This window comes from Nocardia sp. FDAARGOS_372 (genome assembly GCF_002554515.1).
Classification (GTDB): Bacteria; Actinomycetota; Actinomycetes; order Mycobacteriales; family Mycobacteriaceae; genus Nocardia; species Nocardia farcinica.
This window is the reverse complement of sequence record NZ_PDDW01000001.1, coordinates 2,721,599-2,743,419: the sequence shown is the minus strand read 5'-3', so window position 1 is coordinate 2,743,419 and position 21,821 is coordinate 2,721,599. Positions and strand designations below refer to the sequence as shown.

Below are 21,821 nucleotides of genomic sequence, written 5' to 3'. Positions count from 1 at the left end.
TACGGATCAGTCCTTGTCGCCGTCGTAACCGCCCTGCTCGGCCAGGAACCGCTCGAACTCCGCGCCCAGTTCCTCACCGCTGGGCAGATCGCCGTCGGCGGCGAGCAGACTGGACTGGCGTTCCTGGGCGGTGACGAAGCTGTCGTATTGGCGCTCCAGCGCGTGCACCACCGTCTCCACCTCGGGATTGCCGGCGATGTGCTCGTTGACCTGTTCGCGCACCCGCGCGGCGGCCTCGCCCAGCGCGGCCAGCGGCAGTTCCAGACCGGCGTTGTCGGCGACGTGCTCGAGCAGGGTCTGCGCGGCCTCCGGGTAGGCGGTCTGGGCCAGGTAGTGCGGCACGTGCACCGAGAAGCCGAGCGACTCGTGCCCGTGCTGGGCAATCCGGTACTCGAGCAGTGACGACGCGCTGCCGGGCACCTGCAACTCACCCGGCCAGCGCTGATGATCGGCGATCAGGCTGCGGTCGGAGGAATGCGCGGTGATGCCCAGCGGGCGCGTGTGCGGAATCGCCATCGGAATCGCGCTGAGCCCGATGCTGCGGCGCACCCCCAGCTGCTCGGCGAGCAGCCGCACCGCCGTGGTGAACTTCTCCCACCGCAGATCCGGTTCCAGACCGGCCAGGAGCAGGAACGGCGTGCCCGCGGTGTCGCGCAGCGCCCACAGGTTCAGCTCCGGTTCGGCATAGTCGGAGAAGTGATCGGTCTTGAACGTCATCAGCGGACGGCGCGAACGGTAGTCCAGCAGCTCGTCGACATCGAACGAGGCGACAAGTTCGCTCTCCAGGCTCTCGCGCAGGTGCGTGGTCGCCAGGCGCACGGCGTGCCCGGCGTCGGTGAAGCCCTCCAGTCCGTGCACCAGGACCGGGCCCGAGCCGTCGGCGGACGACAGCTGCGGAGCGGGGAACTCCAGTTCGTACATTCGCGACTCGTAGTCCATCGCGTACTCCTTCCTGCGCGTTCCACCACCTCGGGATACCCGGGCCGTCCGGCCTCATCCGGGCGCCGCGGTGGCGAACCGATGTCCATTGTCCCTCATGACGGCGCCGGGCACCGCACACGATGGGGACACCGACCCATACGACGAGCCAACGTCACCGCGGGAGTGGACATTCCCGGCGGTGCGTCGGTACGCGTAAATACCGGAAACCGGCGCCCGCGCGCAATCCCGCGCTCGGCGCCGGTCGGCGTGGCACCGCGGGCACGACAGGCCGGTACGGCACAGTGGGCGGTGTGATCATGGTCGAGCCGAGACACTCGCGGGTGCGGCGCGGCCTGCTGCTCACCGGCTGCGCGGCGATGCTCGCCGCCTGCGGCGGCACCGTCACCGGACAGCCGGTCGCGGTGCAGCAGACCGCGGTGACCAGGCACGTCGATGCCCAGCTGGCCACCCTGCTGCCCGACCCGGGGCAGTTCCCGCCGCGCTATCCGGCGGTGGTGCTGCCCGCCGAAGCGGCGGCCCAGGCGGCGGGCGATCTGGACGGGGTGGCCCGCGGCGCCACGGTGCAGCCGAAGGACTGCACCCCGCCCGAACAGCAGTACGGACCCGACCACACCGCCGTCGCGGTCGGCACCGACGACGCCGCGCGCGCCACGCTCACCGTCGAACTCGTCCGCACGCGGATCCCGCTGTCCGCTCTGGGCGAACAGCTGCGGCGCTGTGGGGAGATCCGGGTGACCGGGGCCGGGCCGACCACCACGGTGCGGACCACCCTCGATCCCGCGCCGCCCGTCGACGCCGACGACACGGTGGCGCTGCGGCGCACGGTGGCGCCGGATGTGGGCGGGGTGGGGCTGACCCAGACGATGCGTACCCTCGCCGCGCAGATCGGTGACGTGCGAATCCTGGTGACCTACATGACCTTCGGCGACGGGCCCGCCGACACCGCCGCGCTGGACGAGCTGTTCACCACCGCGGTGCTGAAGGTGCGGAAGGCGTAACCCGGCACCCGGCCATCCCCAGGGCGGCCGTTGTCCACAGGGCGGCCGAGAGCCCAGGTCGCCGCCGCGGAGTGGCCGCCGGCCTCGGACAGGCTCGGGGCATGACCACTTCGGCGAACTCTCCCCGCGACGCTGCCCCCGCCCCACCCGACGACGGCACCGGGGAGGCGGCGGCGTCCGGCCCCGTAGCCGGCCCCGCACCCGGCGGCGACGCGGCCGGGCGCTGCCCCCGGCCGGAGCTCCGGCCGCGGCGGCGTCGACCGATCGCACCGCCGCCGGTCACCGTCCAGGCCCCGGCCGAGTGCGCCGAGGCGCCGCCCGCCTATCCCGGCGCCGGAGGGCGCTATCGGGTGCGCATCGGGGACCCGGGAGCGCTGATCGCGGCGCTGCCCGCGCTCCTGAGGTTCTATCCGGATCGGTCGCTGGTGGTGATCCTGCTCGGACCCGACCCGAACGGCGTCGAGACGGCCCGGGTGGGTGCTGCCGTCCGTCTCGACCTCGACCCGCGGGCCGCGATGGGCCTGGTGCCGGACTATGCCGCCTGTGTGGCGCGGATCGCCGGAGCCGACGACGCCCGCACCGCCCTGCTGGTGCTCGTCGACGACCGGCTCGACCCACCCGGCGGTGTGCCCGGCGCGGGCTTCTCGCCCACCACCTTCGCGGCCGCGCTGGCCGAGCGGCTCGGCGGGCACGGTGTCCCGGTCGGCGGGGCCTGGGCCACCACGGTCGTGGCCACGGGACAGCCGTGGTGGAGCCTGCGCGGGATCCGGCGCCGTGGCCGGGTGCCCGACCCGACCGCCTCCGCGGCGTCGCTGGCGCACGTGCTCGACGGCGGCACGATCCTGCGCTCGCGCGAGCAGCTCGTCGCCTCCATCGCCCCCGACCCCGAGCTACGCGAGCAGGTGGCCCAGCGGCTGGCCGCGATCGCCGCCGGCTCCGGACCGGAGTTCGCGCGGGCGCCGCGCGACGGTGATGTGCGCCGATACCGCAGGCGGGCGCTGGAATTCGTGCTGTGGCAGATCGCGTCGATGGCCTCCGGGGCGTCGCCGACGGCGCACGAGCTGGCCGCGGTCGCCACCGCCCTGCGCGAACGCAGCGTGCGGGACGCCGCGTTCGGACTGGCGGTGGGCGATCACGCCATCGCCGCCGAGCAACTCTGGGTGCTGCTTGTGCGCGCCGGTACCGGTGCCGATCGCGCGGACGCGGCGGCCCTGCTGGCCTACTGCGCGTACGTGCGCGGCGACGGGCCACTCGCCGGCGTGGCGCTGGAAGCGGCGCTCATGGCCGAACCGTCGCACGGGATGGCCACCTTGCTCGACGCCGCGTTGCGGGCGGGCATGCGGCCCGGCCGGATCCGGAAGCTGGCCCGCGCCGGATACGACACCGCCGCGTGTCTCGGGGTCGATCTCGGTCCGATGGCGGTGTGAGGTGCGGTCAGCGGGCGCTGTGCGCGCGCGAGCCGAGCGAGCGCAGGAACTCCCAGGCGTCGGCGACGATCTCGTCCAGCGCGGTGTGTTGCGGGCGCCAGCCGAGCTCGGCGACGGCGCGTTCGCTCGAGGCGATCAGCACCGCGGGATCACCGGCCCGGCGCGGCGCGTCCTGCGCGGCGATCGGCAGCCCCGTGACCCGCTCACAGGCCGAGATGACCTCGCGCACCGAGAATCCGGTGCCGCTGCCGAGGTTGTAGATCCGGTGCGAGCCCGGCTCGGCGGACGTCAGGGCCAACAGGTGCGCGTCGGCGAGATCGCGGATGTGGATGTAGTCACGGATCGCGGTGCCGTCCGGGGTGGGCCAGTCGGTGCCGTAGACCGAGATGGACTCACGGTGGCCCAGCGCCACCTGCAACACCAGGGGGATGAGATGCGTTTCCACCACCCGGTTCTCGCCGAGGCCGCCGTAGGCGCCCGCCACATTGAAGTACCGCAGGCTGGTCGCCGCCAACCCGTGCGCGATCGCGTACGAGGTGATCGCGTGATCGATGGCGAGTTTGCTGGCCCCGTAGGGGTTGGTGGGCCGCGTCGGCGCGTCCTCGGTGATCGGCACCTGCTCCGGCTCGCCGTACACCGCGGCGGTCGAGGAGAACACCAGCCGTCCGGTGCCGGTGTGCCGCATGGCCTCGAGCAGCTCGAGGGTCTTGACGACATTGCCGTGCCAGTACTTCTCCGGCCGCTCCACCGATTCGCCGACCAGCGACTGCGCGGCGAAATGCAGGACACCGTCGAAGGTCTCGGCGCGCAGCAGGGCGGGCGCGACCTCGGCGACATCGCCCTCGACGAATCGGGCCCCCGCGGGCACGCCGTCGGCGTTACCGGTCGTGAGGTCGTCGACCACCACGACCTCGTGGCCCTGTTCCAGCAGTACCAGGGCACAGACCCCGCCGACGTAGCCCGCGCCGCCCGTCACAAGAAGTTTCACGGATCAGACCGGCTTCACCTGGACGGCGTGCGCCATCTCGTCGGGCAGTTCGAAGCCCTCGTGGCCGGGCACGGTGATCACCACCGCACCGGGTTTGCACTCCACGGTCACCCGCGCGTCGGGCACCACGCCCGCCTCGCGCAGCCGCCCGATCACCTCCGGGTCGTTCTGGATGTGCTCGGCCAGCCTGCGGATCACCACCGCCTGACCCTGGCCCTGGGGCAGATCCGACAGCCGGACCAGCTGCTCCTCGTCCGAGGGCGGCGCGGCGATGCCGAGCTCGTCGAGGCCGGGGATGGGGTTGCCGTAGGGGGAGGTGGTGGGGTGGTTGAGGACCTCGACGAGGCGACGTTCGACGTCCTCGCTCATCACGTGTTCCCAGCGACACGCCTCGGCGTGCACGTTCTGCCAGTCCAGGCCGATGATGTCGACCAGCAGCCGCTCGGCGAGCCGGTGCTTGCGCATGACCGCGACAGCCATGCTGCGGCCCTTCTCGGTCAGCTCCAGGTGGCGATCACCGGCGACGAGCAGCAGGCCGTCGCGCTCCATCCGGGCGACGGTCTGGCTGACGGTGGGCCCGCTCTGCTCGAGGCGCTCGGCGATGCGTGCGCGCAGGGGCACCACGCCCTCCTCCTCGAGGTCGTAGATGGTGCGGAGATACATCTCCGTGGTGTCGACCAGATCCTTCACCTGTTACCCCTTCGTCGGCACGAATTCTACCCAGGCACGGCGGTACACCCGGTTGCCGGATCGATCGATCACCCCGCAACGGGAACCCTGTCGGCGCGCGGCCCGCGACCGGTTGCGCTCGTGTCTTATTTCTACTGCATGACAACGGTGGACGGGGGCCGTCCCTTCCCGCGTACCGTTGCGATCATGGCCACTGCACCCTCGGCGACGCCGCGCGACCCGGCACCGCCCGGACGCCCGGGCACCGTCGTCTGGTCCGAGCGGTTCCTGGACTACACCTGGACGCCCGAGCATCCGATGAAACCGGCCCGGCTGAAGTTCACGATGGCGCTGGCCGAGAGCCTCGGAGTGCTCGACGGCGTGGAGACACTCGAGCCCGCCGCCTGCGATCGCGCCGAACTGCTGCGGATCCACACCGCCGACTACATCGAGGCGGTCGAACACGCGGTGCAGCCGCCCGGGCAACCCGCCGCACCGCCCTATGGGCTCGGCTCGGCCGACAACCCGGTGTTCCCCCGCATGCACCAGGCCGCGTCGGTGATCGTCGGCGGCACACTGGCCGCCGCCCGCGAGATCGCCGAGGGCCGCACCCGCCGGGCGGTGAGCATCGGCGGCGGCATGCACCACGCCATGCCGTCCTCGGCCGCGGGCTTCTGCATCTACAACGACGCGGCGGTCGCCATCTCGTGGCTGCTGGACCACGGCTTCGACCGGATCGCCTACATCGACGTCGACGTGCACCACGGCGACGGCGTGCAACGCGCCTTCTACACCGACCCGCGGGTGCTGACCATCTCCATCCATCAGCACCCGGCGACATTGTGGCCCAACACCGGCTGGCCCGACGAGACCGGCCTCGGCGCGGGCGAGGGCACGGCGATCAACCTCGGGGTGCTGCCCGGCACGCGGGACGCCCAGTGGCTGCGCGGCTTCCACGCCGTCGTCCCGGGCGCGGTCGCGGCCTTCCGGCCGCAGATCGTCGTCAGCCAGTGCGGCGCCGACACCCATCGCGAGGATCCGTTGGCCGACCTCGCGCTCACCGTCGACGGTCAGCGCGCGTCCTACCTGGCCATGCGCGAGCTGGCCGACCGCTACGCCGAGGGGCGTTGGCTCGCCGTGGGCGGTGGCGGATACGGGCTCGTCCGGGTGGTCCCGCGGGCGTGGACGCATCTGCTGGCCACGGCGCTGGACCGCACCGTCGACCCGGCCACCCCGGTGCCCGCCGACTGGTGCGACCTGGTGCGCGCCGCCGCCCCCGCGGTCGATCCGCCCACCACCATGGGTGACGGTGGCGACGTGGCGTTCCGGCCGTGGGACGGCCCGGGCGGCACCGTCGAGACCGGCGATCCGCGCGTGGACCGCGCGCAACGGGCCGTCGACACCGCCGTACTGGCCACCCGCCGTGCGAGTTTCGGACTACTGGGTCTCGATCCGGAGGATCCTCGTGACTGACCAACCCCTGCTGCCCGACAGCCCCGCCACCCCGGCCGTTCCGCCGCCTCCGCCGCAGCACTGGTTCGCCGACGTGCTCGCCGCCGACGGGGGAGTGGTGCGGCTGCGCCCGATCACCCCCGACGACGCCGAGCCGTTGCAGACCTTCCACGCCGCGCTCTCCGACCGCACCCGCTACCTGCGCTATTTCGGTCCCTACCCGCGAATCTCGCCGAAGGACCTGTACCGCACCACCCACGTCGACTACCAGGACCGGGTGGGGCTCGTGGTCGAGCTCGGCGACGCCATCATCGCGGTGGGCCGCTACGAACTGCTCGACCGCACCGGGCCGCGCGCGGCCGAGGTCGCCTTCGTCGTCGCCGACGAGCACCAGGGCCGCGGACTCGGTTCGATCCTGCTCGAGCATCTGGCGGGCGCGGCCGCGGAGAACAAGATCCAGACCTTCGTCGCCGAGGTACTGGCCGAGAACACCGCGATGGTCACGGTGTTCCGGGACGCGGGCTACCAGGTCGAGCGCAGCCGCGACGGCACCGTGCTCCACCTGGAATTCGCCATCGACCCCACCGAAGCCCTTGTCACGGTGCGTGATTCACGGGAGCGTGCCTCCGAGGCCCGCAGCGTGGGCAACCTGCTCGCGCCGCGCAGCATCGCGGTGATCGGGGCCACGCCGGGCACCGGGCGCGTCGGCGGCGCGGTATTGGCGAACCTGCTGTCCGGGGTGTTCCAGGGGCCGGTGTTCCCGGTCAACCCGAATCGGCGGTTCGTGCGCGGCGTGCGCGCCTACGCCACCGTGCGCGAGATCCCCGACGAGGTCGATCTCGCGGTGGTCGCGGTGCCCGCGGCGGCCATCGATTCGGTGCTCGACGACTGTATGGCCAAGGGCGTCAAGGGCTTGGTGGTGCTGACGGCGGGCTTCGGCGAGACGGGTCCGGAGGGCATGGCCGCCGAACGCGAACTGGTGGCCGCCGCGCGCGGGCACGGCATGCGGGTGGTGGGGCCGAGCGCGCTCGGCATCGCCAACACCGATCCCGAGGTGGCGATGAACGCGACGTTGGCCCCCGTGCTGCCCCCGCGCGGCCGGATCGGCTTCTTCTGCCAGTCCGGGCCGCTGGGTGCGGCGATCCTGGGCGAGGCCGCCGCGCGCAACCTCGGGCTGTCCACCTTCGTCTCGGCGGGCAACCGCGCCGACGTCTCCGGTAACGATCTGCTGCAGTACTGGGACACGGACGCGGCCACCGACCTGGTGCTGCTGTACCTGGAGAGTTTCGGCAATCCGCGCAAGTTCTCCCGGATCGCCCGGCGCGTGGCGCGCACCAAGCCGATCGTCGCGGTGAGCAGTGGCCGTTCGGTGCGCACCCGGCCCGGCGCCGACATGGACCGCTCGATCGTGCGGGACCTGTTCGCCCAGGCGGGCATCGTGCAGGTGGACTCGATCTCGGAGCTGTTCGACTGCGCGGCGCTGCTCGGCTATCAGCCGCTGCCGCGCGGACCGCGCCTGGCCGTGGTGAGCAACAGCACCGCGCTGAGCTGGCTGGCCGTCGACGCCGCGCGCGGGGAGGGGATGGTCGCCGCCGAGCCGGTGAACCTCGGCCCGCAGGCGACACCGGGCGCCTACCTCGACGCGGTGGTCGAGGCGTTGCGCAGCGACGAGGTGGACGCCCTGATCATCGTGTTCGCGCCACCGGTGCCGGTGCCGATGGCCGGCTTCGCCGACGCCATCCGCTCCGCCGCGGCGGCGGTGCCGGAGGCGGAGAAGCCGATCCTGACCACCTTCATCGCCGAACAGGGGATACCGAATCTGCTGGCGGTGCGTGGCCGTAACGGGATGGCCGTGCGCGGCTCCATCCCGTCCTATCCCGATCCGGAGCGGGCCGCACGGGCGCTGGCCCGGGTGCATCGCTACGCGCGCTGGCGGGACACCCCGGCGACGTCGGTCGTGCGACCCGAGGGCATCGACGCCGAGCGGGCCGCCGCGCTGGTCGCGGGCTGGATGGCCGAATCGGGCGGGCGCTGGCTCAGCGACCTCGAGGTGGTCGACCTGCTGGCCTGCTACGGCATCCGGGTGGTCGAGTTCCAGGAGGTGCGCAACGCCGACGAGGCGGTGGCGGCGGCCGAGGCGCTGGGTTACCCGGTGGCGGCCAAGGCGACCGGGGAGACGTGGCGGCGCAGGCCGGACCTCAGCGGTGTGCGCCTGGATCTGTGGCGGCCGGAGGCGGTACGGCAGGCCTACACCGACCTGGTGGCGATGTGCGGTGATCCGGTGCTGCACATCCAGCGGATGGCGACCAAGGGGGTGGGCTGCATCCTGCGGGTACAGGACGATCCCTCGTTCGGATCGGTGATCGAGTTCGGGTTGTCCGGGCTGATCATCGAGCTGCTCGGCGACCGCGCCTACCGGGCGCTGCCGCTGACCGAGTCGGAGGCGGTGGCCCTGATCGATGCGCCCCGTGCGGCGCCGCTGCTGTCGGGCACGCCGGCCAGCCCGCAGGTGGACAAGGCGGCCCTGGTCGAGCTGGCCCAGCGGATCTCGGCGCTCTTCGACGACCTGCCGGAGATGCGCGAACTGGCCTTCGATCCCGTGCTCGCCTCGCCGACGTCGGCCGAGATCCTGTACGCGCGGGGCCGGATCGGTCCCGAGCCGAGCCGCTTCGACACCGGTCCGCGGCGACTGGCTTGATCACGAGCGGGACTCGACGCGGCAACGACGTGCGTCAACAGCGCCCGCGCGGGCCTCGATCTGGGGTAGGTCTGTGAACGCGTCCCCGCACCGGGAGACGCCCGAAAGGAAGGTCGTGCCCCATGAAAGCCAGCCGCGTCGCCGGACTGATCGCCTTCGCCTGCCTCTCGGCGGCGGGCTGCGCGGTTCAGATCGGGAACGACACCCCCTCCGTCGCCGAAGCCGACCTGGAGCGCTCGGTCAAGGAAACCCTCACCCAGCAGGTGGGCCAGGAACCGGACACCATCGACTGCCCGGGCGATCTCGAGGGCGAGGTCGGCAACACCATGCGCTGCACGCTCACCGCGGGCGGCGACACCCTGGGCCTCACCGTCACGGTCACCTCGGTGCAGGACGAGACCGTCAACTACGACGTCCAGGTCGATCCCGCCTGAGACGTGGCCCCGAGACCGAGACGTGGCCCGAGACGATAGAACGCCGGACGTGTGCGCACACGTCCGGCGCCTGGTCGTGGGGGAGAGTAAGGATCAGCTGGCGTAGGCCCGTAGGCGATCGGCCCGCTCACCCTTGCGCAGCTTCGCCATCACCTCGCGTTCGATCTGGCGGACCCGCTCCCGGGACAGGCCGAACAGCTTGCCGATCTGGTCCAGGGTGCGCGGCTGGCCGTCGTCGAGGCCGAAACGCAACCGGATGACCTGCTGCTCGCGCTCGTCGAGGGTGGCGAGCACACTGCGCACGTCATGGTGCAGCAGGCCGGCGATCACCGCGGACTCGGCCGAGGTGGCCTCGGAGTCCTCGATGAAGTCGCCCAGCGGCGCCTCCTCGTCGTTGCCGACCGGCATGTCCAGGCTCACCGGGTCGCGGCTGTGGTCGAGCAGATCGGCGATCTTCTCCACCGGGATGCCGGATTCGGCGGCCAGTTCTTCGTCGGTGGCCTCACGGCCCAGCTGCTGGTGCAGTTCGCGCTTGATGCGAGCGAGCTTGTTCACCTGCTCGACCAGATGGACCGGGAGCCGGATCGTCCGGCTCTGATCGGCCATGCCGCGGGTGATGGCCTGCCGGATCCACCAGGTGGCGTAGGTCGAGAACTTGAAGCCCTTGGTGTAGTCGAACTTCTCCATGGCCCGGATCAGGCCGAGGTTGCCTTCCTGGATCAGGTCGAGCAGCGGCATGCCGCGCCCGGTGTAGCGCTTGGCGAGCGAAACCACGAGCCGCAGGTTGGCTTCGAGCAGGTGGGAACGGGCGGCCTGACCGTCGCGCACGATCATCGCGAGGTCCTTCTTCTTCGCGGCCGACAGCCGTTTGCTCGTCTCCAGCAGGTGCTGGGCATAGAGGCCCGCCTCGATGCGCTTGGCCAGCTCGACCTCGTCGGCAGCCGTCAGCAGCGCGGTGCGACCGATCCCGTTCAGGTACACACGTACCAGGTCGGCGGCAGGGCTCTGGGCGTCGAGGTCCGAATCGCTGGCGCGCACTCGAGTGGTGGCGGGGCTGGTCATGACTTGCCTCCTGTCGGTGGTGTCTCACTCCGAACAACGGACCCGACAGGGAGAAAGTTCCCCGTGCACACCGTGATAAACCGCGCTGAGCTGCGGCTTTCGTCACCAGCGTCTGAGAAGTTCCTGAGAACCCCCACCCGGGGGAACGCTCCCTGCCCGATGCCTCCGCCGACGCATACCCGAGTGGTCCCGGCTCATGCGCGACGGCCGCCGATCGCTGTGCGTCCCGCCCGAACCGGAGGGGGTCGGTTACCGGACCGGGCGGACCAGACCGTGCCGCACGAGTCCGCTCACCACGGCGAGCGCATCGGCTGCGAACTGCGGGCTCACCTCGGCACCGCGGCCGAGCGCCAGCAGCTCGATCAGGTCGTACAACGCCAGGCCGTCCGGCCGCATTCCCGCGACCAGCGCGATCGTCGCCTCGTCCACCTCGTGCTGCCAGCGGGGCCCGTCGCCGCGGTGCAGGCGGGCCACGTGCTCGCGCCAGCCGTCCGCACCGGGCAGGAAGACCCGTTCCAGCGCGGTGTTGGGGTCCACCTCGAACCGGGTCGACCAGGCGCGGGTGGGATCGGCGGCGACGTCGCGCAACCAGGCCGAGCGTTCGAAGTACCGGGTCGCCTCGTCGCCGAGCGGATCGTCGAAGCCGTGGGTCAGATCCTCGGCCAGCACTTCGGTGGGCCCGTCGATCGCCCGCAGATAGACGAATCCGAAGCCGATGCCCGACACGTCGGCCGCGGCGAAGGCATCCAGCCACTGCTCGGCGCGGGCCTGCGCGGCGGCGTCGCGCGGGTCGAGGCCGGCGTCGCGCAGCCAGGTGCCCACGTACAGGGCCGGGTCGGCGACGTCGCGCTGCACGACCCAGGCGTCCACGCCCTCGGCGGGCAGCCAGGAGGAGACCCGCGCGCGCCAGTCCTCCCCGTCGACGTGCACCCAGGCCGCGAGCATCGCCGCGGTACCGCCGGGGTTCAGGAGGCCGGGCGCTTGCCCGACCACCAGTTCGCTCGCCCCGTCCAGCGCCAGGCCGGAGTCGCGGTAGGTGTGTTCGACGCGCGCCGGACCCACCACGAACGGCGGATTGGCCACCACCTGGTCGAACCGCCGCCCCGCCACCGGCTCGAACCACGAGCCCGCCACCAGCTCGATGTCGAGCTCGTTGAGGGCCGCGGTCGCCTCGGCCAGCCACAGCGCGCGCGGGTTGACGTCGGTGCCGGTGACGTGGTCGGCGTAGGAGGCGGCGTGCACGGCCTGGACGCCGCAGCCGGTGCCGAGGTCGAGCACCGAACCGACCCGGCGGGTGGGGGTGGCGCGCAGCAGCGACAGCGAGGCGTGGCCGACGCCGAGCACGTGGTCCTCGGTGAGCGTGCGCCGGCGCATCGAGTCGTCCAGGTCGGACAGCACCCAGCGATTGCCCGCCCCGACGTCGAGCGGGCGCAGATCGAGCGCGGCGCGCACCTCGTCGCCGTCGCGGGCGAGCAGGCCCGCGGCGACCGCCCGGTCGATGTCGACCGGCGCGAGCGCGGCGGCGACCTCGCGTTCGGGCAGCGCGTCACCGAGCAGCAGCAACCGGATCACGGTGCCGAGGTCACCGGCCCGGCGGGCGGCCCGGCGCACCGGCACCGGCTCGGAGCGACCCAGTGCGGCGTGCACGTCGGCGCCGAGCACCTCGAGCAGGGTGTCGGCGTCGTAGCCGACCCGGGTCAGCGCGGTGCGCAGATCCGGGCACAGCGCGGTGAGCAGGGATCCGGTGGTGGTTCGGTCGGTGTGCACGGCGGTAACTCTGCCACCGGGGAGCGCTGCCACCGGGGCGGGCCCGCCGATCACACCCCGTCGGGGTCGCGCCCGGTGACGCAGTAGGCGACGTCGGCCGGGTCGAGCAGCACGATCCAGTGCTCGAAGCGTTCGACCACCGTGGCGCCGAGGGTTTCGTGCCAGGCGGCGGTGGCCGCGATGTCGGCGGAGGCCAGGTCGATGTGCGCCCGGGTGGCGCGGTTCTCGCCGAGGCGCTGCAGCAGCAGCTGCACCGGCATCGGCGCAGGCGGGCGCAGCCGGGAGAACTCCGGCAACCGGCCGTGGCTGAACTCCCAGCCGGTCAGTTCCCGCCAGAACCGGGTCTCGCGCGGATGGTCGTCGGCGCCGATGTCCAGGCAGACCTGGTCCAACCGGGAACGCGTGCCGTCCGGTGCGGTGAAGGCCGGGGCGGGCCTGCCCTGGGCGCGCCCGGCGGGGGTGAGGCAGAACGTCTGGCCGCGCGGCGAGCGCAGCACCGCGTAGTCGGGGTGGTTCGCGACGAGTTCGGCGCCCAGGCCGAGTGCGCGGCGCACCTCGGCGGAAATGTCGTCGACGTCGAAGTCCAGGTGCGTGCCGCCCAGACCGGACACCGACTGCATCTTGATGCCCGCGGCGGCGAAATGGGCGGGATCGGGCAGCAGCGTGAGGAATTCCTCGTGCTCGCCGCGCCGCGCCGAGGGGGTGGTGCCGGTGATCGTGGACCAGAACCGCACGCAGGCGTCGAAGCGTGCCGCGGGACGGTCCAGGAACGCCCAGACCCAGCGAATCATGGTCTCTCCCTGTCCGAGGGCGCGCGCCGCGCGCCCGTGGTCCCGGCCACAGTAGGAAACCGGACCCGCGGGTGTCGAGCCGACCGGGGTGGTGCTCAGCCGTCGATGGCGTTGTGCGGGCGCGACTCGATCGCGGGCCGCGGCCGGTCCCAGCGGCTCGGCTCGTCCTTGGTCCGCGGCGGGCGATCGTTGGCGATGAGCACGGCGATCCACGGCAGCGGGATCGAGGCGCCGATGATCAGCAGCGAGATCAGGGCGTTGCCCCACACGCTGTAGGCGATCGCGGCCAGCACCAGCGCCGGGATGCGGAACGCCATGAGGATCGTGTAGCGCCGCACCCGGGCTCGATGCTGATCCTCGAGCGAGGGCGCCGCCTCGGTGATGAGCACCGGATGGTCGGCCTGTCTGCCCGGGAAGAAGCCGCGGGAGCGGGCGGTGGGCGCCGCGGGGCCGTGGCGATCGCCGCGGCCGCCGGCGTCGGCGTCGGGGGCGTCGCCGTGCTGCTGCATACCCACGAGTCTTGCACTCTCCGGGGCCGGGCGCATACACCGAGGTCGGCCGGGGCGGCGGTGATGCGGCATCATGGAAGGCGTGAGTACCGACACCCTGGTTCGCCCGGATACGACGACCGACGAGACGACGGGCGACGACACCCCGAAGTTCTTCCACTACGTGAAGAAGGACAAGATCGCCGAGAGCGCCGTGATGGGCACGATGGTGGTCGCGCTGTGTGGCGAGGTGTTCCCGGTGACCCGCTCGCCGAAGCCCGGCTCGCCGGTCTGCCCGGAATGCAAGAAGGTCTACGAGACCCTGCGCAAGGGCGACTGACCCGGCGATCTCAGCCCGCGCTGTGCAGTGGCGAGGTGGCTTCGCCGCCCGGCGCGGGTAGTCCCGCGGGCCGCGCGTCCGCGTCGTCGTCGGTGGGCTCCTCCGGTTCCGGTGCTGTCTCGCCGCGCACCTGGTTGGCCAGCCACTCGCGCATCTGCTCGATGCGGGTGGCGCGGGCCGGCCAGAACTCCTGGACGGTGGCGTTGAACTCGGCGCCGAGGATCACCGCGAAGCCGAGGAAGAACGTGAACAGCAGGAAGGCGATCGGGGTGGCCAGCGCGCCGTAGCTGACGCCGGTCGCGGTCACCCAGGACAGATACCGGCGCAGCCCTTCGCTGGCCGCCATGAAGAACACCCCGGCCACGAGGGCGCCGCCGAAGAGCCGGTGCCACGGCAGCGAGCGGTGCAGCGCCGCCTTGTACAGGGTGGTCAGCCCGACGATGAGCAGCAGGCCGACCGCCGGGTAGTAGAACGAGTCGACCAGCCGCAGTCCCGGCTCGCGCCACGCGCCAGGCAGGATGCGCCCGATCAGGCTCGGTCCCAGCGCCACCAGCGGCAGGATGAACACCGCCGCGACGAGGAACTGCACATACAGCAGCAGCGCGAACACCCGCTGCCACACCGGATGCCGGGCGTCCTGCTGGTCGTGCGCCTCCACGATCGCGTCGACGAAGGTGGCCATCGCCGAGGATCCGGCCCACAGCGAGAGCACGAATCCCACCGACACGACCGCGCCGCGCCCCCGGCCGAGCACATCGGTGACGGTGGGTTGGATGAGTTCGCTCACCACCGCCTCGCTGAACAGGTCCCGGCTGAAGGTGAGGATCTTCGATTCGACGATCCCGACGGTGTCGGGTCCGAACCAGCCGCCCACATAGCCGAGGCTGCCGAGCAGACCCAGCAACAGCGGAGCAAGCGAAAGCGTCTGCCAGAACGCCGCGGTCGCCGACTTGGCGAAGATCGAATCGGCCCACGCCTTGCTCGCCACCCGCACCACCACCCGGCGGGTCTGCCGTCCCGCGTGCCGCAGCCGGGGGCCGAGCGCGCCCGGCGGATGCGTCGGCGCGCCCGCGCCGCCGCCGTGCATCTCGGCGTCGGCGGCGGGGTCGCTCGCGGGCGGGCTGTCCTGGGTCATGGTGCCTCCAGCATCCCGCACTCACCCGCGCCGCACAGGGCCACCGGCCTGTCGTGTCGGTGGCTGGGATGGGAACGGCGGCTGTCCTGTGACGCGAGTCGCAGGGCCGCGTCGGTTTGGCGACACGCCGCCGCGTGCCGCTACTGTTTGGTCCGTGACCGGTTCGGATGGCGATGCGGCGAAGGCTGCCGGGGGCGGATCGCTCCGCGCGTGGCAGCGACGCGCCCTGACGAAGTACCTGGCCACCAAGCCGCGCGACTTCCTGGCGGTGGCCACCCCGGGAGCCGGTAAGACGACCTTCGCGCTGCGGGTCGCCGCGGAGTTGCTGGCGGACCGCACGGTCGACCAGATCACCGTCGTCGCGCCCACCGAGCATCTCAAGCACCAGTGGGCCGCCTCGGCGGCGCGCAGCGGTATCCAGCTCGACTCCCGTTTCTCCAACTCCACCGGCGGCACCTCCGGTGATTACCACGGCGTCGTGGTCACCTACGCCCAGGTGGCCGCACATCCCACCCGGCACCGGGTGCGCACCGAGAACCGTCGCACGCTGGTGATCCTGGACGAGATCCACCACGCCGGTGACGCCAAGAGCTGGGGCGACGCCGTCGCCGAGGCATTCGGCGACGCCACTCGCAGACTCGCGTTGACGGGTACGCCCTTCCGCTCCGACGACAGCCAGATCCCGTTCGTCACCTACGAACCCGACGAATCCGGCTTCCCGAAGTCGCGCGCCGATCACACCTACGGCTACGCCGAGGCGCTCGCCGACGGCGTCGTGCGCCCGGTGGTGTTCCTGGCCTACTCCGGTGACGCGCACTGGCGCGACAGCGCGGGCGAGGAGCATTCGGCGCGCCTGGGCGAGCCGCTGAGCCCCGAGCAGACCGCCCGTGCCTGGCGCACCGCGCTGGACCCGGCCGGTGACTGGATCTCGGCGGTGCTGCGCGCCGCCGACATCCGGCTGCGCCAGAAGCGCGAGTCCGGGATGCCCGACGCCGGCGGCCTGGTGATCGCCACCGACCAGGAACGCGCGCGCGACTACGCCGAACTGCTCGAACACATCTCGGGCCGCAAGCCCGCGCTGGTGCTGTCGGACGACCCCACCTCCTCGAAGCGCATCGCCGAGTTCAGCGCGAACACCGAGCCGTGGATGGTCGCGGTGCGCATGGTGTCCGAGGGCGTCGACGTGCCGCGGCTCGCGGTGGGCGTCTACGCGACCAGCGCGGCGACCCCGCTGTACTTCGCGCAGGCGATCGGCCGGTTCGTGCGTGCACGCAGGCCCGGCGAGACGGCCTCGGTGTTCCTGCCCTCGGTGCCGGTGCTGCTGGATCTGGCGGCCCAGCTCGAGGTGCAGCGCGACCACGTCATCGGCAAGCCGCACCGCGAGAAGACCGGCCTGGACGACGATCTGCTCACCGATGCCGCCAAGCAGAAGGACGAGCCGGGCGAGGAGGAGCGCAAGTTCGTCGCGCTGGCCGCCGACGCCGAACTCGACCAGGTGATCTACGACGGATCCTCGTTCGGCACAGCGACCTTCGCCGGCAGCGACGAGGAGGCCGACTACCTCGGGATCCCCGGCCTGCTCGATGCCGAGCAGATGCGGGCGCTGCTGCGCGAGCGGCAATCCCGCCAGGTCGCGGAGCGGTCGGCGAAGGCTCCCGAGCCCGCGGGCCCGAAGGTCGCGGCCGCGGCCGAGCGCGTGGCCACCGCCGATCGGCTGGGGGAGCTGCGCCGCGAACTCAACAGCCTCGTCGCCATGCACCACCACCGCACGGGCAAGCCGCACGGGGTGATCCACGGCGAGTTGCGCCGCGAATGCGGCGGGCCGCCCACGGCGTTGGCGACCGCCGAGCAATTGCACGAACGCATCGCCGCCCTGCGCCGCAAGTGAATCAGGGCCAGGCGGCCATGGCGCGGTCGATCGCCTCGTTCAGTTCCGCCGCCGTGGCGCCGTCGCGCGCCTGGACGGACAGCCCGTACAGGACGGTCGTGTAGAACACCGCGAGCGCGGCGGTGTCGGTGCAGGGGGCCAGATCCCCTTCGGCGACACCGCGTTCGAGCCTGCGGCGGATGTCCTCGGTGGTCTCGCGGCGCTTCTCGACGAGGAAGTCCCGCACAGCGGTGTTGCGGGTGGTGTAGGTCGACCCGGCGAGCACGACCATGCAGCCGTGCGGCAGATCGTCGCGGGTGTAGGCGGCGGCGTTGTCGCGCAGCATGGCCTCGACGGCGGCGCGGGCGGTCGGCTCCTCGCGCAGCGCCCGGGCGGTGTAGTTGCCGAAGGTGGTGCCGTACAACTCGATCGCCGCGCGGAACAGCGACTCCTTGTCGCCGAAGGCGGCGTACAGGCTGGGCGAATTGATGCCCATCGCGGCGGTCAGGTCGCTCATCGAGGTGCCCTCGTAGCCGTGTTCCCAGAACACCTTCATCGCCGCGTGCAATGCCTCGACCCGGTCGAAACTGCGGGGACGTCCGCGATCGGCCACCCGTGCCCTCCTTTCTGTATCGACCGTTAAATATACCTCTTGACGACGGGGCGACGGCGTGGTCAGCTATTTATGTATTGATCGACACAGAAATAGTGAGGGGTCCCGATGACGGGTCTGGCAGGCAAGAAGGCACTGGTCACCGGAGGTAGCCGGGGGATAGGGGCGGCGATCGCGCGCCGGCTGGCGGCCGAGGGCGCCGACGTCGCGCTGACCTACCGCACCGCGCGATCGGCCGCCGCGCAGGTGGTGACCGACATCGAGACGACAGGTCGCAACGCGTTGGCGATCCACGCCGACAGCGCCGATCCCGACGCCGTCACCGAGGCCGTGCACCGTGCCGCGGAGGCCCACGGCGGCCTCGACATCCTGGTCAACAATGCGGGCATCTTCCCGAGCAAGCCCTTCGAGGAGTTCACCCTCGACGAGGTCGACCAGGCGCTGCACGTGCACGCCCGGGCGGCCTTCCTCGCCGCGCAGGCGGCGGTGCGGTACATGGGCGCCGGTGGCCGGATCATCGGCATCGGCACCAACCTCACCGAGCGGGCCCCGTTCGGCGGGATCACGCTCTACAACCTCAGCAAGTCGGCGCTCAACGGCTTCACCCGCGCGCTGGCCCGGGAACTCGGCCCGCGCGGCATCACGGTGAACCTGGTCCAGCCGGGTTCGACCGACACCGACATGAATCCCGCCGACGGTGATCACGCGGCGGCCCAGGTCGGTCTCACCGCGCTCGGCCGGTTCGGCGCCGCCGACGACATCGCCGCGGCGGTCGCCTACCTGGCCGGGGAATCCGGGCGCAGTATCACCGGCGCCGTGCTGACCGTCGACGGGGGCACCAACGCTTGAGCGGGGGCGACCGGGTTCAGGCCGGTTCGAAGTACCCGGCGGGGTCCAGTGTGTGCAGCGGAATCCAGCGTGGCGCAGGGGCTTCCGCCTCGGCGCCGCGCTCGGCGTCGAAATAGCCCTGCAAGGCCACGGCCAGGCCGGGATTCTCGTCGACGCGCCGCGCGATGTCGTACAGCACCGCCAGCAGGTGCACGCAGCGCGGGTTGCGTGCCGAACACGAACAGTCCGTGCTCGCCAGGACCGGAGCCGGGTCACCGCCCGCCTCGAGCACCACGCGGTGGGTGTCGTCGGTGAGCATCGCCGGGTCGGGGCACAGACCGGCCAGTGCGGTGACCGTCGCCCGCGCCATCGGCGCCACCTCCACGTGGGTGACCGAGGCCCGGCCGCCGCGATGGATGTGGGCGCGCACGATACGGCCCTCGATCTCCGCGGTCACCCCGTGGTTGCGGGCGATGCTGCGGGCGCGCGGCAGCAGCGAGTCGGGCCGGGTCTGCCGCAGCGGTTCGGCGAGCCGGACCCAGTCCATACCCCACCGGGTGTAGCCGAATTCGTTGTCCGCCATCAGTTCTCCCGCTTCCGTCGGAGGATCTCGATCAGCTGCTCGTCGTCGAGAGCGGCCAGCGCGGCCAGGCCGGAGGTGTCCGACAGGTCGGTGAGCGCGGATTTGCGGTCGTGCATGCCCGCGATGTGCTCCTCGACCGTGGTGCCCGAGGTCAGGGTGGTCACCGTGACGGTGCGAGTCTGTCCGATGCGGTGCGCGCGATCGGAGGCCTGCGCCTCCACCGCCGGATTCCACCAGCGATCGAAATGGATGACGTCGGCGGCCCGCGTCAGGGTCAGCCCGGTACCCGCGGCGCGCAGGCTCAGCACGAGTACCGGTGGCCCGTCCGGTGACTGGAAGTCGCGCACGATGCGGGCGCGCTCGGTCTGGTTCAGTCCGCCGTGGAAGAACGGCGCGGCCAGGCCGAACTGCTCACGCAGATGCCGCACCAGCAGCTCGCCGGTGCCGCGGTACTGCGTGAAGATCAGGGTGGGGGCCGCGTTGTCGAGGTTGGCCGCGACGATGTCGGTGCACAGGTCGAGCTTGCCGGAGCGTCCGGCCAGTTCATCGATTTCGCCGGTGACCAGGCCCGGGTGGTTGCACACCTGCTTGAGCGCGGTGAGCGCGGCGAGCACGCGGCTCTGGCGCTGCGGGCCCGCGCCGAACCCGTCGTCGACGGCGCGTTGCAGCAGCGTGTCGTAGAGGCGCTGCTGTTCCTCGGTGAGATCACACAGCAGGTCGGTGTGGATCTTGGCGGGCAGCGCGGCGGCGACCTGGCTCTTCCTGCGCGCGAGCACCACCGGTTCGACGGCCGCCCGCAGGCGCGCGGCCGCCGTCACCGAACCCTCTTCGATCGGCCGTACGTAGCGACGGCGGAACTGGGTGCGATGGGCGAACAGTCGCGGGGTCACCAGGTTGAGCAGTGCCCACAGTTCGTCGAGGTGGTTCTCCACCGGTGTGCCGGTCAGCGCCACCTTCGCCGCGGCGGTGAGCGCGCGGGCCGCCTTGGACACCTGGGTGCGCGGATTCTTCAACGCCTGCGCCTCGTCGAAAACGACGCTGCGCCAAGAGATCCCGGACAACTGTGCGCCGTGCAGCCGCAGCGTCGGGTAGCCCGCAACCAGTACGGTGCCGGGTTCGGCCGCCGGGGCGCCGCCGCGCCAGCTCCGGGCGCGCAGGCCGGGGGCGAAACGCTCGATCTCGTGCACCCAGTTGCCGACCAGCGACGTGGGGCACACCACCAGCTGCGGGCCGTCGGCACGACCGAGCAGGAAACCGATGGCCTGCACCGTCTTTCCCAACCCCATCTCGTCGGCCAGCACGGCGCCGCCGTGCGCGGCGACCGTCTCGTGCAACCAGCTGACCCCGCGGGCCTGGTAGGTGCGCAGGTCCGCACGCAGCGCCGTCGCCAGTTCCGCGGTGCGCGCCTCGGTCTCGCGCAGCACCCGCAGTGCCCGCTCCGGTGCGATCACCGCCTCGCCGACGGCGTCGGGCACCGCGTGCGCGGCGACCGGCAGCGGCGGCTCCTCGCCGCGCAGGACGCGCTGCCACGCGGCGGCGGACGCCGCGACGCTCCGGGACGGCAGGGCGGCGAGTTCGGCGGGGGTCACCAGGGCGCAGTCCACCTCGGTGACGGTGAGGTGGCGCCGGGCCGGGTCGGGTACGGCCAGCGGCAGCCGTTCGCGGTCGCCCGTCCGGGCCGGTGCGGCGCCGGGCACGCGCCCGGACCAGGTCCACAGCGCGAACATGTGCCGGTCGGGGAGATAGGTGGCCTGTGTCGCGGGCAGAACAGCCTCCCGGAGGGATCGTCGGAGCAGCGGGTACCCTGGACAACGTACACCGTACGGCTTTTGTTCCCGAACCGCTCCCGAGGAGACCCGTGCGTCAGGACAGCCCCGACGAGGCCCGGCAGCTGCTGGCCCTGCTGTGGCGGCACCGCATGCCCGGCCGCCCCACCACCCGCGGCCCCAAGCCCACGGTCACCGTCGACGAGGTGATCGCCGCCGCCGTCGCCCTGGCCGACCGCGAGGGCTACGACAAGGTCTCCATCCGCGCCATCGCCGCCGATCTCGGGCTCCGGCCGATGAGCGTGTACACCTACGTGCCGAGCAAGGAGGCGCTGACCGTCCTCATGGTCGACGCCGTCGCCGCACAGGATCCACCCATTCCGGCCGAGCTGCCGGTGCGGGCCAGGATGGCCGCGATCGCCGATCTGGTGCGCGCGGAGATCCTCGCGCACCCGTGGCTGCTCGAGGTGCCGCCGTGGCGGCTGGTGCTCGGCCCGGGGCGGCTGCGGCGCTACGAACGCCAGCTCGCCGCCATCGACGGGATCGGACTGTCGGATACGGAGATGGATCGGGTGATCGCGGTGCTCACCGATTTCGCCACCGGCAACGCGCGCCTCGCGGTCGCCGCGGCCCGGGAGACCAGCGAACTCAGCGACGAGCAGTGGTGGCAGCGCTTCGGCCCGGAGCTGACGCGGGTGATGCCCGTCGCGGAGTTCCCGCTCTCGGCGCGGGTGGGCGCGGCTGTCGGCGAGCAGTATCAGGTGCCCGCCGACCCGGACGGGGCCTACGCGTTCGGCCTGGCCAAGCTCGTCGACGGCATCCTCGCCGATCTGGAGTGATAGCCGCCCACCGGATATGGTGACGCGCATCACATTTCGTGCGGCCGTCGGAAACCGCCTGGCCCGGAAGCCACGACAGCGGGCGACCGGAGTCGCCCGCTGTCGGGGAAGACGATCTTCTGTTGTTCGATGCT

Annotated in this window: 20 protein-coding genes; 9 read left to right on the top strand and 11 right to left on the bottom strand. The window is 72.1% G+C overall.

The genetic code is table 11. The annotated features are described in order from the left end of the window. Positions 1-6: 6 nt before the first annotated feature. On the bottom strand, positions 7-939 hold the full coding sequence (locus CRM89_RS13210; RefSeq protein WP_098084152.1) for a PAC2 family protein: 933 nt from the start codon (positions 937-939) through the stop codon (positions 7-9). A 299-nt stretch (positions 940-1,238) separates the two neighbouring features. Here CRM89_RS13210 and CRM89_RS13205 point away from each other — a divergent pair, with 299 nt between their 5' ends. Both CRM89_RS13205 and CRM89_RS13200 read left to right on the top strand, forming a co-directional pair. Further along, positions 1,239-1,940, top strand: coding sequence for a DUF5642 family protein (locus CRM89_RS13205; protein ID WP_098086980.1), 702 nt, complete (start codon positions 1,239-1,241; stop codon positions 1,938-1,940). Positions 1,941-2,041: 101 nt separating this feature from the next. Then, positions 2,042-3,367, top strand: coding sequence for a DUF4192 domain-containing protein (locus tag CRM89_RS13200; RefSeq protein WP_098084150.1), 1,326 nt, complete (start codon positions 2,042-2,044; stop codon positions 3,365-3,367). Positions 3,368-3,374: 7 nt separating this feature from the next. On the opposite strand, the gene galE is transcribed toward CRM89_RS13200, so the two are convergent. Both galE and CRM89_RS13190 read right to left on the bottom strand, forming a co-directional pair. Next, on the bottom strand, positions 3,375-4,355 hold the full coding sequence (galE, locus tag CRM89_RS13195; RefSeq protein WP_060589770.1) for a UDP-glucose 4-epimerase GalE: 981 nt from the start codon (positions 4,353-4,355) through the stop codon (positions 3,375-3,377). Between the two features lie 3 nt (positions 4,356-4,358). Then, positions 4,359-5,045 carry a metal-dependent transcriptional regulator gene (locus CRM89_RS13190; RefSeq protein WP_011210312.1) on the bottom strand — a complete coding sequence of 229 codons (687 nt, stop codon included), beginning with the start codon at positions 5,043-5,045 and terminating at the stop codon, positions 4,359-4,361. Between the two features lie 186 nt (positions 5,046-5,231). Between CRM89_RS13190 and CRM89_RS13185 the strand changes: the two genes are divergently transcribed. From CRM89_RS13185 to CRM89_RS13175, 3 genes are all read left to right on the top strand, one after another. Next, entirely contained in the window at positions 5,232-6,497 is a 1,266-nt protein-coding gene (locus tag CRM89_RS13185) for an acetoin utilization protein AcuC (protein ID WP_011210311.1), read from the top strand. Further along, complete coding sequence (locus CRM89_RS13180; protein ID WP_011210310.1) at positions 6,490-9,174, top strand: bifunctional GNAT family N-acetyltransferase/acetate--CoA ligase family protein; 2,685 nt, start codon at positions 6,490-6,492, stop codon at positions 9,172-9,174. The genes CRM89_RS13185 and CRM89_RS13180 overlap by 8 nt, the downstream gene beginning before the upstream one ends. Positions 9,175-9,296: 122 nt before the next feature. Further along, positions 9,297-9,608 carry a DUF4333 domain-containing protein gene (locus CRM89_RS13175; RefSeq protein WP_041561181.1) on the top strand — a complete coding sequence of 104 codons (312 nt, stop codon included), beginning with the start codon at positions 9,297-9,299 and terminating at the stop codon, positions 9,606-9,608. A gap of 93 nt (positions 9,609-9,701) precedes the next feature. On the opposite strand, the gene CRM89_RS13170 is transcribed toward CRM89_RS13175, so the two are convergent. From CRM89_RS13170 to CRM89_RS13155, 4 genes are all read right to left on the bottom strand, one after another. Continuing rightward, a complete protein-coding gene (locus CRM89_RS13170) occupies positions 9,702-10,670 on the bottom strand; it encodes a sigma-70 family RNA polymerase sigma factor (RefSeq protein ID WP_011210308.1) in 969 nt (322 codons plus the stop codon). A 249-nt stretch (positions 10,671-10,919) separates the two neighbouring features. Then, positions 10,920-12,437, bottom strand: a complete 1,518-nt coding sequence (locus tag CRM89_RS13165; protein WP_098084147.1) for a methyltransferase — start codon at positions 12,435-12,437, stop codon at positions 10,920-10,922. A 50-nt stretch (positions 12,438-12,487) separates the two neighbouring features. Next, positions 12,488-13,228 carry a VOC family protein gene (locus CRM89_RS13160; RefSeq protein WP_098084145.1) on the bottom strand — a complete coding sequence of 247 codons (741 nt, stop codon included), beginning with the start codon at positions 13,226-13,228 and terminating at the stop codon, positions 12,488-12,490. Between the two features lie 95 nt (positions 13,229-13,323). Beyond that, positions 13,324-13,737 carry a DUF3099 domain-containing protein gene (locus CRM89_RS13155; protein WP_011210305.1) on the bottom strand — a complete coding sequence of 138 codons (414 nt, stop codon included), beginning with the start codon at positions 13,735-13,737 and terminating at the stop codon, positions 13,324-13,326. Between the two features lie 82 nt (positions 13,738-13,819). Between CRM89_RS13155 and CRM89_RS13150 the strand changes: the two genes are divergently transcribed. Beyond that, positions 13,820-14,056: a DUF3039 domain-containing protein gene (locus CRM89_RS13150; protein ID WP_039825726.1), complete on the top strand. Its 237-nt coding sequence runs from the start codon at positions 13,820-13,822 to the stop codon at positions 14,054-14,056. 10 nt (positions 14,057-14,066) lie between these two features. On the opposite strand, the gene CRM89_RS13145 is transcribed toward CRM89_RS13150, so the two are convergent. After that, entirely contained in the window at positions 14,067-15,056 is a 990-nt protein-coding gene (locus tag CRM89_RS13145; protein WP_371392061.1) for a YihY/virulence factor BrkB family protein, read from the bottom strand. Between the two features lie 289 nt (positions 15,057-15,345). Between CRM89_RS13145 and CRM89_RS13140 the strand changes: the two genes are divergently transcribed. After that, complete coding sequence (locus tag CRM89_RS13140; RefSeq protein ID WP_011210302.1) at positions 15,346-17,079, top strand: DEAD/DEAH box helicase; 1,734 nt, start codon at positions 15,346-15,348, stop codon at positions 17,077-17,079. Between the two features lies 1 nt (position 17,080). Here CRM89_RS13140 and CRM89_RS13135 read toward each other — a convergent pair whose 3' ends face one another. Then, complete coding sequence (locus CRM89_RS13135) at positions 17,081-17,671, bottom strand: TetR/AcrR family transcriptional regulator (protein ID WP_098084141.1); 591 nt, start codon at positions 17,669-17,671, stop codon at positions 17,081-17,083. 108 nt (positions 17,672-17,779) lie between these two features. On the opposite strand from CRM89_RS13135, the gene CRM89_RS13130 reads away from it, so the two are divergent. Next, the gene (locus CRM89_RS13130) at positions 17,780-18,520 is read left to right on the top strand and encodes an SDR family NAD(P)-dependent oxidoreductase (protein ID WP_060589779.1); all 741 of its coding nucleotides are present in this window, start codon (positions 17,780-17,782) and stop codon (positions 18,518-18,520) included. 16 nt (positions 18,521-18,536) lie between these two features. On the opposite strand, the gene CRM89_RS13125 is transcribed toward CRM89_RS13130, so the two are convergent. Both CRM89_RS13125 and CRM89_RS13120 read right to left on the bottom strand, forming a co-directional pair. Then, the gene (locus tag CRM89_RS13125; protein ID WP_098084138.1) at positions 18,537-19,082 is read right to left on the bottom strand and encodes an SWIM zinc finger family protein; all 546 of its coding nucleotides are present in this window, start codon (positions 19,080-19,082) and stop codon (positions 18,537-18,539) included. Continuing rightward, positions 19,082-20,809, bottom strand: coding sequence for a DEAD/DEAH box helicase (locus tag CRM89_RS13120; RefSeq protein WP_098084135.1), 1,728 nt, complete (start codon positions 20,807-20,809; stop codon positions 19,082-19,084). Before CRM89_RS13120 ends, CRM89_RS13125 begins: the two co-directional genes overlap by 1 nt. A 131-nt stretch (positions 20,810-20,940) precedes the next feature. Between CRM89_RS13120 and CRM89_RS13115 the strand changes: the two genes are divergently transcribed. Then, entirely contained in the window at positions 20,941-21,687 is a 747-nt protein-coding gene (locus CRM89_RS13115; protein WP_098084133.1) for a TetR/AcrR family transcriptional regulator, read from the top strand. The last annotated feature ends 134 nt before the right edge of the window (positions 21,688-21,821 follow it).

Bases quoted from the DNA above. Each gene is read 5' to 3' on its own strand.
- CRM89_RS13155 (WP_011210305.1), bottom strand. From the start codon at position 13,737: ATGCAGCAGCACGGCGACGCCCCCGACGCCGACGCCGGCGGCCGCGGC.
- CRM89_RS13200 (WP_098084150.1), top strand. From the start codon at position 2,042: ATGACCACTTCGGCGAACTCTCCCCGCGACGCTGCCCCCGCCCCACCC.
- CRM89_RS13210 (WP_098084152.1), bottom strand. From the start codon at position 939: ATGGACTACGAGTCGCGAATGTACGAACTGGAGTTCCCCGCTCCGCAG.
- CRM89_RS13130 (WP_060589779.1), top strand. From the start codon at position 17,780: ATGACGGGTCTGGCAGGCAAGAAGGCACTGGTCACCGGAGGTAGCCGG.
- CRM89_RS13205 (WP_098086980.1), top strand. From the start codon at position 1,239: ATGGTCGAGCCGAGACACTCGCGGGTGCGGCGCGGCCTGCTGCTCACC.
- CRM89_RS13160 (WP_098084145.1), bottom strand. From the start codon at position 13,228: ATGATTCGCTGGGTCTGGGCGTTCCTGGACCGTCCCGCGGCACGCTTC.
- CRM89_RS13125 (WP_098084138.1), bottom strand. From the start codon at position 19,082: ATGGCGGACAACGAATTCGGCTACACCCGGTGGGGTATGGACTGGGTC.
- CRM89_RS13175 (WP_041561181.1), top strand. From the start codon at position 9,297: ATGAAAGCCAGCCGCGTCGCCGGACTGATCGCCTTCGCCTGCCTCTCG.
- CRM89_RS13120 (WP_098084135.1), bottom strand. From the start codon at position 20,809: ATGTTCGCGCTGTGGACCTGGTCCGGGCGCGTGCCCGGCGCCGCACCG.
- CRM89_RS13185 (WP_011210311.1), top strand. From the start codon at position 5,232: ATGGCCACTGCACCCTCGGCGACGCCGCGCGACCCGGCACCGCCCGGA.
- CRM89_RS13170 (WP_011210308.1), bottom strand. From the start codon at position 10,670: ATGACCAGCCCCGCCACCACTCGAGTGCGCGCCAGCGATTCGGACCTC.